At 61.6% G+C, this 14,166-nt stretch carries 10 protein-coding genes; 5 read left to right on the top strand and 5 right to left on the bottom strand.

Annotation, left to right across the window (positions count from 1 at the left end):
• Nucleotides 1–293 precede the first annotated feature (293 nt).
• The 3 genes from mfd to ACP7CJ_RS03175 are packed head-to-tail and all read left to right on the top strand — an operon-like array spanning nucleotide 294 to nucleotide 7,024.
• Nucleotides 294–3,743 (top strand): transcription-repair coupling factor, encoded by a 3,450-nt coding sequence (gene mfd / locus ACP7CJ_RS03185; RefSeq protein ID WP_276197046.1) that lies wholly within the window; start codon nucleotides 294–296, stop codon nucleotides 3,741–3,743.
• An 11-nt stretch (nucleotides 3,744–3,754) separates the two neighbouring features.
• A complete protein-coding gene (locus ACP7CJ_RS03180; protein ID WP_426099483.1) occupies nucleotides 3,755–4,321 on the top strand; it encodes a CsiV family protein in 567 nt (188 codons plus the stop codon).
• A 9-nt stretch (nucleotides 4,322–4,330) separates the two neighbouring features.
• Nucleotides 4,331–7,024, top strand: a complete 2,694-nt coding sequence (locus tag ACP7CJ_RS03175) for a DEAD/DEAH box helicase (protein WP_426099484.1) — start codon at nucleotides 4,331–4,333, stop codon at nucleotides 7,022–7,024.
• Between the two features lie 49 nt (nucleotides 7,025–7,073).
• On the opposite strand, the gene nagZ is transcribed toward ACP7CJ_RS03175, so the two are convergent.
• Both nagZ and ACP7CJ_RS03165 read right to left on the bottom strand, forming a co-directional pair.
• Entirely contained in the window at nucleotides 7,074–8,084 is a 1,011-nt protein-coding gene (gene nagZ, locus ACP7CJ_RS03170) for a beta-N-acetylhexosaminidase (RefSeq protein ID WP_426099486.1), read from the bottom strand.
• A 143-nt stretch (nucleotides 8,085–8,227) separates the two neighbouring features.
• Nucleotides 8,228–8,935: a TetR/AcrR family transcriptional regulator gene (locus tag ACP7CJ_RS03165; protein WP_253394130.1), complete on the bottom strand. Its 708-nt coding sequence runs from the start codon at nucleotides 8,933–8,935 to the stop codon at nucleotides 8,228–8,230.
• A gap of 263 nt (nucleotides 8,936–9,198) precedes the next feature.
• Here ACP7CJ_RS03165 and lexA point away from each other — a divergent pair, with 263 nt between their 5' ends.
• On the top strand, nucleotides 9,199–9,807 hold the full coding sequence (gene lexA / locus ACP7CJ_RS03160) for a transcriptional repressor LexA (RefSeq protein ID WP_247401992.1): 609 nt from the start codon (nucleotides 9,199–9,201) through the stop codon (nucleotides 9,805–9,807).
• 10 nt (nucleotides 9,808–9,817) lie between these two features.
• Nucleotides 9,818–10,291 (top strand): SOS-induced cell division inhibitor SulA, encoded by a 474-nt coding sequence (gene sulA / locus ACP7CJ_RS03155; protein ID WP_426099487.1) that lies wholly within the window; start codon nucleotides 9,818–9,820, stop codon nucleotides 10,289–10,291.
• Between the two features lie 118 nt (nucleotides 10,292–10,409).
• On the opposite strand, the gene ACP7CJ_RS03150 is transcribed toward sulA, so the two are convergent.
• The 3 genes from ACP7CJ_RS03150 to topA all read right to left on the bottom strand — a co-directional run bounded on the left by ACP7CJ_RS03150 (nucleotide 10,410) and on the right by topA (nucleotide 14,091).
• A complete protein-coding gene (locus tag ACP7CJ_RS03150) occupies nucleotides 10,410–10,643 on the bottom strand; it encodes a hypothetical protein (RefSeq protein ID WP_053255041.1) in 234 nt (77 codons plus the stop codon).
• Between the two features lie 178 nt (nucleotides 10,644–10,821).
• Complete coding sequence (locus ACP7CJ_RS03145) at nucleotides 10,822–11,343, bottom strand: DUF6586 family protein (RefSeq protein ID WP_247401998.1); 522 nt, start codon at nucleotides 11,341–11,343, stop codon at nucleotides 10,822–10,824.
• Nucleotides 11,344–11,469: 126 nt separating this feature from the next.
• A complete protein-coding gene (gene topA, locus ACP7CJ_RS03140) occupies nucleotides 11,470–14,091 on the bottom strand; it encodes a type I DNA topoisomerase (RefSeq protein ID WP_276197040.1) in 2,622 nt (873 codons plus the stop codon).
• Between the last annotated feature and the right edge of the window lie 75 nt (nucleotides 14,092–14,166).

Below are 14,166 nucleotides of genomic sequence, written 5' to 3'. Positions count from 1 at the left end.
GAGCAATGCGCGTCCCACAACAAAAAGCCCTTATCCAAAAAAGCCACCCCGCTGCAGCCCAGTAAATACGCGGGTTCCAGAAGGCCACTAGTGGAGCAGGCGGGACGACTTGTCCGTAACCCTCCGAAAACTATGTGTATTTCAGCACTACATATTGAGTCAAAACACGCCATTGTTTGTCTTAGCCACTACATTTCCCACAAACCGTAATAGGCTCAGTCAGCAACTGACAGGCGGCACCTCGGGCCGTTACAATTACCGACTTTGTCGCAACGCTTGGAGCTCAACCTTCCGTGCCCGTTCTGCGTCTACCGTTACTCCCTGCCGCGGCAGGTAAACAGCACTGGGGTAACTTGCCCGGTGCCGCCCTGAGCCTGGCCATCGCCGAGGCTGCCAGCGCAGCCAAGCGCTTTACCCTGCTGCTTACCGCCGACAGCCAAAGTGCCGAACGGCTGGAGCAGGAGCTGAGCTTCTTCGCCCCCGATTTGCCGGTGCTGCACTTTCCCGACTGGGAAACCCTGCCCTACGACCTGTTCTCGCCGCACCAGGACATCATTTCCCAGCGCATCGCCAGCCTGTACCGCCTGCCGGAACTGGCCCACGGCGTGTTGGTGGTGCCGATCACCACGGCGCTGCATCGCCTGGCGCCGACCAAGTTCCTGCTGGGCAGCAGCCTGGTGCTGGATATCGGCCAGAAGCTCGACGTGGAGCAAATGCGCACGCGCCTGGAAGCCAGCGGCTATCGCTGCGTCGACACGGTATATGAGCACGGCGAATTCGCAGTGCGCGGTGCGCTGATCGACCTGTTCCCGATGGGCAGCAAGTTGCCGTACCGCATCGACCTGTTCGACGACGAAATCGAGACCCTGCGCACCTTCGATCCGGAAAACCAGCGTTCCATCGACAAGGTCGAGTCGGTCAAACTGCTGCCGGCGCGGGAGTTCCCGCTGCAAAAAGACGCGGTGACGCGCTTCAAGGCGCGCTTTCGTGAGCGCTTCGACGTGGACTTCCGGCGCTGCCCGATCTTCCAGGACTTGAGCAGCGGAATTACCCCCGCCGGTATCGAGTACTACCTGCCGCTGTTCTTCGACGAAACCTCCACCCTGTTCGACTACCTACCCCAGGACACCCAGGTGTTCTCGCTGCCGGGCATCGAGCAAGCGGCGGAAAACTTCTGGAACGACGTGCGCAACCGCTATGAAGAGCGTCGCGTCGATCCGTCCCGGCCTTTATTACCGCCCGCCGAACTGTTCCTGCCGGTGGAAGAGTGCTTCGCCCGCCTGAAAAACTGGCCGCGCGTCGTCGCCAGCCAAGAGGATGTGGACGCTGGCACGGGCCGCGCGCGCTTCCCCGCGCAAAACCTGCCTAACCTGGCGATTGAAGCCAAGGCCAGCCAGCCGCTCGAAGCGCTGTCCAACTTCCTCGGCGATTTCCCCGGTCGCGTGCTGTTTACCGCCGAATCGGCCGGGCGCCGCGAAGTGCTGCTGGAGTTGCTGGAACGCCTGAAGCTGCGCCCGAAAACCGTCGACAGTTGGCCGGACTTCATCGCCAGCAAAGAGCGCCTGGCGATCACCATCGCGCCGCTGAATGAAGGCCTGCTGCTGGACGATCCGGCCCTGGCACTGATCGCCGAAAGCCCGCTGTTCGGCCAACGGGTGATGCAGCGTCGTCGCCGCGATAAACGCGCCGACGCCAACAACGACGCCGTGATCAAGAACCTCACCGAGCTGCGCGAAGGCGCGCCAGTGGTGCATATCGACCATGGCGTCGGCCGCTACCTCGGCCTGCAAACCCTGGAAATCGACAACCAGGCCGCCGAATTCCTCACCATGGAGTACGCCGAAGGCGCCAAGCTGTATGTGCCGGTGGCCAACTTGCACCTGATCGCCCGCTACACCGGCAGCGACGATGCCCTGGCGCCGTTGCACCGCCTCGGTTCCGAGACCTGGCAGAAAGCCAAGCGCAAGGCCGCCGAACAGGTGCGCGACGTCGCGGCCGAGCTGCTCGACATTTATGCCCGGCGTGCAGCGCGCGAAGGTTACGCCTTCGCCGACCCAAAAGCCGACTACGCCACCTTCAGCGCCGGCTTCGCCTTCGAAGAAACCCCGGACCAGCAAACCACCATCGACGCCGTGCGCGCCGACATGCTCGCGCCCAAGCCGATGGACCGCCTGGTGTGCGGCGACGTGGGCTTCGGCAAGACCGAAGTGGCGATGCGCGCAGCCTTCATCGCGGTGCATGGCGGCAAGCAAGTGGCGATCCTGGTGCCGACCACCCTACTCGCCCAGCAGCACTACAACAGTTTCCGTGACCGCTTTGCCGACTGGCCGGTGACCGTGGAAGTGATGAGCCGCTTCAAGTCCGCCAAGGAAGTGAATGCCGCCGTCGCCGACCTGGCGGAGGGCAAGATCGACATCGTGATCGGTACGCACAAGCTGCTGTCGGACGATGTGAAGATCAAGAACCTGGGCCTGGTGATCATCGACGAAGAACACCGCTTCGGGGTGCGCCAGAAAGAACAGCTCAAGGCCCTGCGCAGCGAAGTCGACATTCTGACCCTCACCGCCACGCCGATTCCGCGCACGCTGAACATGGCGGTGTCGGGCATGCGCGACCTGTCGATCATCGCCACCCCGCCGGCGCGGCGCCTGTCGGTGCGCACCTTCGTGATGGAGCAGAACAACAGCACGGTCAAGGAAGCGCTGCTGCGTGAATTGCTGCGCGGCGGGCAGGTGTATTACCTGCACAACGACGTGAAGACCATCGAGAAATGCGCCGCCGACCTCGCCGAACTGGTGCCGGAAGCGCGCATCGCGATCGGCCACGGGCAGATGCGCGAGCGCGACCTCGAACAGGTGATGAGCGACTTCTACCACAAGCGCTTCAACGTGCTGATCGCCTCGACCATCATCGAGACCGGCATCGACGTGCCAAGCGCCAACACCATCATCATCGAGCGCGCCGACAAGTTCGGCCTGGCGCAACTGCATCAACTGCGCGGCCGCGTAGGACGCAGTCACCACCAGGCCTACGCCTACCTGCTGACGCCACCGCGCCAGCAAATCACCGGCGACGCGGAAAAACGCCTGGAAGCCATCGCCAACACCCAGGACCTGGGCGCCGGCTTTGTGCTGGCCACCAACGACCTGGAAATCCGTGGCGCCGGCGAACTGCTCGGCGACGGCCAGAGCGGGCAGATCCAGGCCGTGGGCTTCACCCTGTATATGGAAATGCTCGAACGTGCGGTGAAAGCCATCCGCAAGGGCGAGCAACCGAACCTCGACCAACCGCTGGGCGGCGGCCCGGAGATCAACTTGCGCTTGCCGGCGTTGATTCCCGAAGACTACCTGCCGGACGTCCACGCACGGCTGATCCTGTACAAGCGCATCGCCTCGGCCACCGACGAAGAAGGCCTCAAGGACTTGCAAGTAGAGATGATCGACCGCTTCGGCCTGTTGCCGGAACCGACCAAGAACCTGGTGCGTCTGACCCTGCTCAAATTGCAGGCCGAGCAACTGGGCATCAAGAAGGTCGACGCCGGGCCGCAGGGCGGGCGCATCGAGTTCGAAGCGCAGACGCCGGTGGACCCGCTGGTGCTGATCAAGCTGATCCAGGGCCAGCCCAACCGTTACAAGTTCGAAGGGGCTACGCTGTTCAAGTTCATGATTCCGATGGAACGCGCCGAAGAACGCTTCAACACCCTGGAGGCGCTGTTTGAGCGCCTCATCCCGAAATCTGCTTGAAGGACGCCCCAATGCGCGTGTTCCGCATTCTGAGCTTGTTATTAGTGGTACTCGCACCCTCGGCGTTTGCCGACAGCCTGTACCAAGTGGAAATGGTTCTGGTGCGCCAGAACATGGAGCCGGTGATCAACAGTCGCGCCGCGCCGGAAGACTGGGATGCCGGTGCCGTGCGCCTGGGCGACAGAAAGAGCCCGCCGCGCCTGGGTACGATCGTCGACAAACTTCGCGCAGACACCAACTACACCGTGCTCGCACACAAGGCCTGGGAACAGAACCTCGGTGAGCAGCCGGTAAAAATCGCGATCACCGACGGCCAGGAGCAGTTCGGCCAGTTTCCCATCGAGGGCGTGCTGAACCTGCAACTGGGCCGTTTTACCGATATCGACGCCGACTTCTGGATCAACCAGTTCGACGGCAACGGCAGCGTCATCGCCAGCGAGCACCTGGCGCAGAAAGACGTGCGCACCAAGAACAACCAGCTCAACTACCTGGATGGCGGCCACCTGGCGCTGCTGATCAAGATCACCTCGTTGACCGCCAAGCAGCCCAGCGCACCGCCCACCGACCTTCAGGACTGATCCAGCGCCATGCCCCTGACGTCGCCGCTGACCAAGCCCTTGGCCCCTTCGTGGGCCAATCGCTTTAAAGAACAAAGCCTGGAGCGCGGGCGGCGCTATGCCCTGGAAAACCGCGTGCGCATCGTCGAGTCGGGCGACAGCACCATCATCGCCAGTTGCGAAGGCTCGGGCAGCAACGTCTACCGGCAGACCATCTCGTTGCGCGAATCGGCCAAGGGCACGCTGATCCTGGTGGACAGCCGCTGTACCTGCCCGGTACACACCAACTGCAAACACATCGCGGCGGTGCTGCTCAAGGTCCAGGAAACCCTGGCCTACCCGGCGGCGGCCCAGGACGCCGAACTGCTGGAAAAACTCCAGGCCGTGCTGGACAACCGCGTAGTGCTGCCGCAAGTGGTGATGGACGATGTGCTGCCGGTGCCACGCTTGTGGCTGGCGAGTGTCGAGTTCAGCGCCTTCGAGCCGCGCAACGGCAAGATGCAGCGCTATATCCAGCACCGTGCGGCGCTGTCGTTCAATTATCTGGGCAACTACGTCAGCGGGCAAAAGAACGCCGACATCATCGTCCGCCAGGAAACCCAGAGCCTGCGGATCAAGCGGCACCCCGAGCAGGAACAGCGCTATCGCGAGCAACTGCGCCTGCTCGGCTTCAAGATCGCCACGCGCCAGAGCAAAGCGCTGCCGGAAAGTGCCGGCGAGCTGTTCGAGATGGTCAACGACAGCGCCTGGCTGAACTTCACCCTCAACGCATCGCCGACACTGCGGGCCGAAGGTTGGGAGTTGCAGATCGACGACGACTTCGGCTTCGACCTGAGCCCGGTGGACGACTGGTATGCCACCGTCGACGAAGGGCCGGAGCGTGACTGGTTCGATCTGGAACTGGGGATCATCGTCAACGGTGAGCGCCTGAGCCTGCTACCGATCCTGCTGAACCTGATGCGCTCCCACACCGAGATCCTCAACCCGGAAAAACTCGCGCGGCGCCGCGATGACGAACTGATCCTGGTAAACATCCCCGGCCTGCCCAACGGTGGCCATGGCCCGCTGCAAGTGGCACTGCCCTACGGCCGTTTGAAACCCGTACTGGCCACCCTCGGCGAGTTTTACCTGCAGGAACCCGGCACCACCACGCTGCGCCTGGCCAAAGCCGACGCGATCCGCCTCAACCCGCTGGAAGACCTGCCCCTGCAATGGGAAGGCGGCGAGAAAATCCGCAACTTCGCCCAGCGCCTGCGCGACATCAAGGATTTCACCTGCGTCGCGCCCGAGGGCTTGAACGCGACCTTGCGCCCCTATCAGTTGGAGGGTTTGAGCTGGATGCAGTCGCTGCGCCAGCTGGATGTGGGCGGCATTCTTGCGGACGACATGGGCCTGGGCAAAACCCTACAGACCCTGGCGCATATTCTCAGCGAAAAGATCGCCGGGCGCCTGGACCGCCCGTGCATGGTGGTGATGCCCACCAGCCTGATTCCCAACTGGCTTGACGAAGCCGCGCACTTCACGCCGCAACTCAAGGTCCTGGCGCTGTACGGCGCCACGCGCAAAAAGCACTTCGCGAACTTGCAGGACTACGACCTGCTGCTGACCACGTATGCGTTGCTGCCCAAAGACATCGAGCAGCTCACCGCCCTGCCCTTGCATGTGCTGATCCTCGACGAAGCGCAGTACATCAAGAACCCTTCGAGCAAGGCGGCCCAGGCGGCACGTGAGCTCAACGCACGGCAGCGTCTGTGCCTGAGCGGCACGCCGTTGGAAAACCACCTGGGCGAGCTGTGGTCGCTGTTCCACTTCCTGCTGCCGGGCTGGCTGGGCGACATAAAAAGTTTCAACCGCGATTACCGCGTACCCATTGAAAAACGCGCCAGTGATGTGCGACTGCAGCACCTGAACGGTCGGATCAAACCCTTCCTGCTGCGTCGTACCAAGGAACAGGTGGCGACGGAATTGCCGCCGAAGACCGAGATCATCCACTGGGTCGAGCTCAATGAAGCCCAGCGCGACGTGTACGAAACCATGCGCCTGGCCATGGACAAAAAAGTCCGCGACGAGATCACCCGCAAAGGCGTGGCGCGCAGCCAGATCATCATTCTTGAAGCGCTGCTCAAGTTGCGCCAGGTGTGCTGCGACTTGCGCCTGGTCAACGATGCCACCCTACCGGCGCGCGGCAGCAGCTCGGGCAAGCTCGACAGCTTGATGGAGATGCTCGAAGAACTGTTTGCCGAAGGTCGCCGAATTCTGTTGTTTTCCCAGTTCACCTCGATGCTGAGCTTGATTGAAGTCGAGCTGAAAAAACGCGGCGTCGCCTACGCGCTGCTGACCGGCCAGACCCGCGATCGGCGCACGCCGGTGAAGGACTTCCAGAGCGGCAAGCTGCAGATCTTTCTGATCAGCCTGAAGGCGGGTGGCGTGGGCCTGAACCTGACCGAAGCCGACACCGTGATCCACTATGACCCGTGGTGGAACCCGGCCACGGAAAACCAGGCCACCGACCGTGCGTATCGCATCGGCCAGGAGAAGCCGGTATTCGTCTACAAGATGATTGCGCGGGGCACGGTGGAGGAGAAAATCCAGCACCTGCAGAAGGAAAAGTCCGATCTGGCAGCGGGCGTCCTGGATGGACGGACCACCGGGGATTGGCAGTTGGGCAACGAGGATATCGAGGCGCTGTTTGCGCCGTTGCCCAATAAACAAGAAAAGCGCTGACGGTTAGGTCGCCTATCGCGGGCCTGCCCGCGATAGGCGCGCCGCCGCCTTAATCGATCAACTGCGCCTCGCGCAGTGCCCCGAGCGCCACCCGCCAACGCGGATCTTGCTTATAGTCCGTCGACGCAATCGCTTGCCCACGCATCCGCGCAATCCGCGCCGAGGGTATGACCTTCATGCGCTGGGCCGCACTCAGTGCCAGTTCGGCAGCCGCCCGATCATTGCACACCAGGCCCATGTCGCAACCTGCCGTCAGTGCGGCTTCAATACGGCTGGCCGCATCCCCGACAACATGGGCACCGGCCATGGACAGGTCGTCACTGAAAATCACCCCGTCAAACTGCAGCTCGCCGCGCAGGATGTCCTGCAACCAGCGGCGCGAAAAACCGGCAGGCTGGGCGTCGACTTGCGGGTAAATGACGTGTGCCGGCATCACCGCCGCCAATTGCTGACTCAGGCGTGCGAAAGGCACCAAGTCATTGGCGCGAATCTGTTCCAGGCTGCGTTCGTCATTGGGAATTGCAACGTGGGAATCCGCCTCAGCCCAACCGTGCCCCGGGAAATGCTTGCCCGTGGCGGCCATGCCCGCGCTGTTCATGCCGCGGATGAACGCACCGGCAAGCAGTGCAGCGCGCTCGGGGTCGCCCTCGAAGGAGCGGGTGCCGACCACGGCGCTACGCTGGTAGTCCAGGTCCAGCACCGGGGCGAAGCTCAGGTCCAGGCCAACGGCCAGGACTTCGGTGGCCATGATCCAGCCACACTGCTCGGCCAGATATTCGGCGTTGGGGTTATCCGCCAGCGCGCGCATGGCCGGCAGACGCACAAAGCCCTGGCGCAGGCGCTGCACACGACCGCCTTCCTGGTCGACCGCCAGCAGCAGGTCCGGGCGCACGGCACGAATCGCCGCGCTCAATTCCCGCACCTGGCGCGGATGCTCGATATTGCGTGCAAAAATGATCAGGCCGCCCACCTCAGGCTGGCGCAACAGGTGGCGATCCTCGGCCGTCAGCCAGGTACCGGCAACGTCGACCATCAAAGAACCTTGCAGGGCAGCAGTCATAAACCTTCCTTATATAACGCACACAGCCCGTTACTCTCGCGGCGCGACGGGCGCGGCGAGAACAACAGGTTGCGAGTAAATAGCTGAATTCGGCATGGGCGGCTAGCTTAGCGGATGCCAGCGGCCGCGCACACCCGGGGCGGTCAAACCTTCGCGGGGATTGGCGTGGATTTGCTGCGCGGACGCAATTGGGCGGCGGCCATGGCCTGGTCGGTCACGCCGGTTTCGGCGCGCATGCCCGCAGCGAGGAACGGCACCATCAGGCGCATCACCTGTTCGATGGAGGTGTTGACGCCAAAGTCAGTCTCGGCAATTGCCCGCAACGCTTTGATCCCGGACATACTGAATGCCGCTGCACCGAGCATGAAGTGCACGCGCCAGAACAATTCGATCGGCGGGATGCGCGGGGCGGCTTCGTTGACCAGCAACATATAGCGGCGGAATACCTTGCCGTACATGTCTTCCAGGTAACGCCGCAGGTGGCCCTGGCTCTGGCTGAACGCCAGGCCCAACAGGCGCATGAAGATCGACAGGTCGTTGCCGCTGCGGGGCTGTACCACCAGCGCTTGCTCAACGAGGATTTCCAGCAGTTCTTCAAGGCTTGGCTTATGGTCAGCCTTGGCCTGGCGGCGCTCGAGTTCACGGTCGAGACTCGCACAGAACGGCCCTAGGAAACGCGAGAAGACCGCCTGGATCAGGGCTTTTTTCGAGCCGAAATGGTAGTTCACGGCGGCGAGGTTGACCCCGGCCTTGCTGGTGATCAGCCGCAATGAAGTTTCAGCAAATCCTTTTTCCGCGAACAATTGCTCGGCAGCATCGAGAATGCGTTCAACGGTTTCCGACTGGGCCATGGCTACTCCGCCTGACAAACACTTGTTTGAAACATACGTTTCAGGTTGTGTCTTGTCAAGCCTGCGGGTTCGCTTTCCGGCCGGGCAGTCATCTATTTGAGCGCTATTTAATCACATCCTTTCAACTCTGTAGGCAGCGCTGTCTCTACCTTGTAGGAGAGATAACAAATGACCGTCCAGCGGACGCTAAAAAAAGGATGATTGCCAAGCGCAGTTCACTGTATATAATCCCAGTCACTGTATAAAAAGACAGAGCGATCAACATGATAAAACTGACGCCACGCCAAGCTGAGATTCTGGCTTTTATCAAGCGCTGCCTCGACGACAACGGCTACCCGCCGACGCGCGCGGAAATTGCGCTGGAACTGGGGTTCAAATCCCCCAACGCCGCCGAAGAACACCTCAAGGCCCTCGCTCGCAAAGGCGCGATCGAGATGACCCCGGGCGCTTCGCGGGGCATTCGTATCCCCGGTTTCGAAGCCAAGGCCGACGAATCGACCCTGCCGATCATCGGCCGCGTCGCTGCCGGTGCGCCGATCCTCGCGCAGCAGCACGTCGAGGAGTCCTGCAACATCAACCCGACCTTCTTCCATCCTCGCGCCGACTACCTGTTGCGGGTCCATGGCATGAGCATGAAGGACGTGGGCATTTTCGACGGAGACCTGTTGGCTGTCCACACCACTCGCGAAGCCCGTAATGGCCAGATCGTCGTCGCCCGTATCGGCGACGAAGTCACCGTCAAACGCTTCAAGCGCGAAGGCAGCAAGGTCTGGCTCCTGGCCGAGAACCCTGAGTTCGCCCCGATTGAAGTCAACCTGAAAGACCAGGACCTGGTGATCGAAGGCCTGAGCGTCGGCGTCATTCGCCGCTAAAGGAGGCATCATGCAGCTCGTGCACACACCCCAACACACACAACTGTCGCTGTTCGAGGCCTTTATGGCCCAACCCCTTGCGCCCATCCTCAAGGAAACGGTCGAGGCGCCCTGGAGCGCCGAGCCTGAGGCGTTCAGTGAACTGTCGTTGCGCGGTGCGGCCGGGAGCTGCCTGAGCCTGCTGGCGCCGATCCTTCGCGAACTGAGCCAGGAACAGGATGCACGCTGGTTGACGCTGATCGCCCCGCCCGCCAGCCTGACCCAAGCCTGGTTGCGGGATGCCGGTCTCAACCGCGAGCGCATCCTGTTGCTACAACCACGCGGAGCGCAAAGCGCGCAGCAGTTGACCTGCGAAGCCCTGCGCCTGGGCCGCAGCCATACGGTCGTGAGCTGGTTGAACCCGCTGAATGCGAACGCCAAGCAGCAGTTGATCAGTGCAGCGCGCACTGGCGATGCACAGAGCTTGAATATTCGTTTGGGGTAAATGCAACAGTCAGACTCGCGGCTAGCTGACCTTGGTCAGTGCCCGCGATCGACGCGAGGCTTCTTCAGGCTGAGAAGCCGATCTGCAACATACAGCCAAAAAAAGCGACCAACGAGACTCAGTGCAGAACCCGTGGACCGTCGTCCTTCTCCGGTTCGCCTTCCGCCAGGCGGCCAGCCATCTGCACACCAACGCTCAACATGGCTTTTGCCACTTCCACGTGCTGGCCTTGCAGGAACGCCTTGGCGTCCTCGGAAAAGTCCAAGATAACCAGAGAACCCTCGTCCTCAGCCCGGCGCAGCTCGATTCGGCCGTCAGGCAATTCAACAATTTCCAGAAAGGACGTCGGCATAAAAGTCTATTCTCCACGAAAGGCGGGGGATTATATCAGTCATCTGCCGGGCCTCGCAGAGGATCTGGCGAGGTTTCTTTACGGCTGGATGAATGGTGTCCTTTGGATCACCGCTGCCGCGGTGGGAGCTGGCTTGCCTGCTCCCACATTGCCCAGAGCAATTGGCAGATAACTTAGCTCAGCACTCGTTCAAACCTTCGCGAAAACGCAGCGCCATCTTTTTCAGCTCTTGGCGCCAGCCTTCCAGCTCTTCGCGGCTCAACGGCTTCGGTTCATCCTCTTCCAGCGCCAGCGCCACGATCAACGGCTGGGTCACATCGCCCTTGGGGACATGAGGAACACGCGGCGGCTGGAACATATCGGCATGCGCTTTGAGCAGGCGCGCGACCCAACTGTCGGGGCTTTGCGCCATTTCCACCAGCTCGGCGAGCTCAGGAATCGCCATGCTGTCCAGCACTTCGCGATTCATGATCATTTCCGCACGCGGCGAACCGGCCTGGGGTAAACGGTAGAACCCGGCGATTTCATGACACAACCCCAGCAAGGCGCCGTAGAGGTGAAACAAGGCCGCCTCACGTCCCGCCTGGACCAGCGCGATGGCGTTCATCTCCTTCCCTGCCTCGGCGCGGCCAAGGGCTTCCAGGGACAAACCCGCGAAGTAAATTTTCTGATTGGTACGGGTATAGAGTTCGTTGGCCATGACGGCAATCTCCACAACGAATAGACGTGATGCTGGCTCAACAGTGTCACGGATCAGCCGACCCCACTGCAAGGGCAAAAAAAGGCCGCCTGGGCAGGCGGCCTTTGTTTTTCGCAGCTTAACGGATCAAGCGCCCTGGCGCTTGTCCTCGACCTTCCACTTGCCGCCGTCGTAGAACGCCTTCCAACCGGTAGGCTTACCGTCCACTTCGGACTGTATGTACTGCTCCTTGGTCTTGCGGCTGTAGCGGATCACGGCCGGGCGACCGTCCGGGTCCTTCTTCGGCGCTTCACACAGGAAGTGGTACTTCGGATCGATCTCATCCTTGTGCGGCGCGATCTCCAGCACCAGCGGCGCACGGGTCTCGCGGTTTTTCGGGAACTGGCTGGCAGCCAGGAACAGCCCCGAAGCGCCATCACGCAGGATGTAGGTGTCGTTGACCTTCTCGCACTTGAGCTCAGGCATCTTCACCGGGTCCATCTTCGGCGGCGCCGCATCACCGCTTTTCAGCAGTTTGCGGGTGTTCTTGCACGTCGCGTTGGTGCACCCGAAGAACTTGCCGAAACGGCCGGTCTTGAGCTGCATCTCGCTGCCGCACTTGTCGCATTCCAGGCTCGGGCCTTCGTAGCCTTTGATGCGGTAGCTGCCCTCTTCGATCTCGTAGCCGTCGCAATCCGGGTTGTTACCGCAGATGTGCAACTTGTGCTTCTCGTCCAACAGGTAGGCATCCATCGCCGTGCTGCAGATCGGGCAACGGTGCTTGCCACGCAGGACCAGCGATTCGGATTCACCCTCGTCGTCGGCGGCGATTTCATCGCCCGGCACCAGGTTGACGGTGGCCTTGCAGCGTTCTTTCGGCGGCAGGCTGTAGCCCGAGCAACCGAGGAATACGCCGGTGGACGCGGTACGAATCTGCATCGGCCGGCCGCAAGTCAGGCACGGGATGTCGGTCATCACCGGCTGGTTGGCACGCATGCCGCTGTCCGGGCTTTCGGCCACTTCGAGCTTCTTCTTGAAGTCGCCGTAGAACTCGTCGAGTACGCTCTTCCAGTCGCGCTCGCCGTGGGCCACGTCGTCGAGGTTCTCTTCCATGCCGGCAGTGAAGCCGTAGTCCATCAGGTTGGAGAAGCTCTCGGACAGACGCTCGGTGACGATGTCGCCCATCTTTTCCGAATAGAAACGACGGTTGTGCAGCGCCACGTAGCCACGGTCCTGGATGGTGGAGATGATCGCCGCATAGGTCGAAGGACGACCGATACCGCGTTTCTCCATCTCCTTCACCAGGCTGGCTTCCGAATAACGCGCCGGCGGCTTGGTGAAATGCTGGGACGGGTCGAGCTTGATCAGCTTCAACGTGTCACCCTGGGCCATGTCCGGCAGCACATCGTCGTCGCCTGGCTTGGCGATTTGCGGCATCACGCGGGTGTAGCCGTCGAACTTGAGGATACGGCCTTTGGCACGCAGCTCGAAGTCGCCTGCGCCCACACTGACGGTGGTGGACAGGTATTGCGCCGGCAGCATCTGGCAGGCCAGGAACTGGCGCCAGATGAGCTCGTAGAGACGCTCAGCGTCACGCTCCATGCCGGTCAGCTTACTCGGCTCGGTGTTGGCGTCGGAAGGACGAATCGCTTCGTGAGCCTCTTGGGCGCCTTCTTTGCTGCTGTAGACGTTCGGGTTTTCCGGCAGGTACTTCTTGCCGAACTCGCTTTCAATATAAGTGCGCGCCATCGCCACCGCGTCTTGCGACAGGTTGGTGGAGTCGGTACGCATATAGGTGATGTAGCCGGCTTCGTACAGACGCTGGGCCATCATCATGGTTTTCTTCACGCCGAAGCCCAGGCGGTTACTGGCGGCCTGTTGCAGGGTGGACGTGATGAACGGCGCCGACGGCTTGCTACTGGTCGGCTTGTCTTCGCGCTTGACGATGCTGTAGCTGGAAGACTTGAGCTTCTCCAGCGCAGCCATGGCCTGGGCTTCGTTCAGCGGCTTGAAGGCCTCGCCTTTCTCGCGGGCCACTTCGAAACGCACGTTGTTGCCCTTGGCGGTACCGAGGTCCGCGTGGACTTCCCAATACTCTTCGGGGTTGAACGCACGAATTTCGCGCTCACGCTCTACCACCAGCTTGACCGCTACCGATTGCACACGGCCGGCGGACAGGCCACGGGCAATCTTGGCCCACAGCAGTGGCGAAACCATGTAACCCACGACGCGGTCGAGGAAACGACGGGCCTGCTGGGCGTTGACACGGTCGATATCCAGTTCGCCCGGCTTGGAGAAGGCTTCCTGGATGGCTTTCTTGGTGATTTCGTTGAACACCACACGCTTGTAGCGGCTGTCATCACCGCCGATGGCTTCCCGCAGGTGCCAGGCAATGGCTTCCCCTTCGCGGTCCAAGTCCGTTGCGAGATAGATGGTGTCAGCATCTTTGGCGAGCCGGCGCAGCTCTTCGATGACCTTTTCCTTGCCCGGAAGGATTTCGTACTTGGCCTTCCAGCCATGTTCCGGGTCCACACCCATGCGCGAGACCAGCTGCTTGCGCGCTTTCTCTTTAGGCGTGAGTACCGGACCTTCGCCCGCAGCCGCCTTGCCGCGCTTGGCGGCTGGCTCCTTGCTGGCGCTAGCCGAACCGCTGGTGGGCAGGTCTCGGATATGGCCGATACTCGACTTCACCACGTACTCGTTACCCAAGTACTTGTTGATGGTCTTGGCCTTAGCCGGGGATTCCACAATGACCAGCGATTTGCCCATGGATCGGAAAATTCCTGAATTCGAGAAGTGAAAGGCAGTTGGCGCCTGACGCGGCAACGCTATATATAGTGGCAA

The organism is Pseudomonas sp. PSPC3-2, from assembly GCF_049897085.1.
GTDB lineage: Bacteria > Pseudomonadota > Gammaproteobacteria > Pseudomonadales > Pseudomonadaceae > Aquipseudomonas > Aquipseudomonas paraveronii.
The sequence above is the reverse complement of the archived record's forward strand: the minus strand, read 5'-3'. Positions and strand labels throughout refer to the sequence as shown.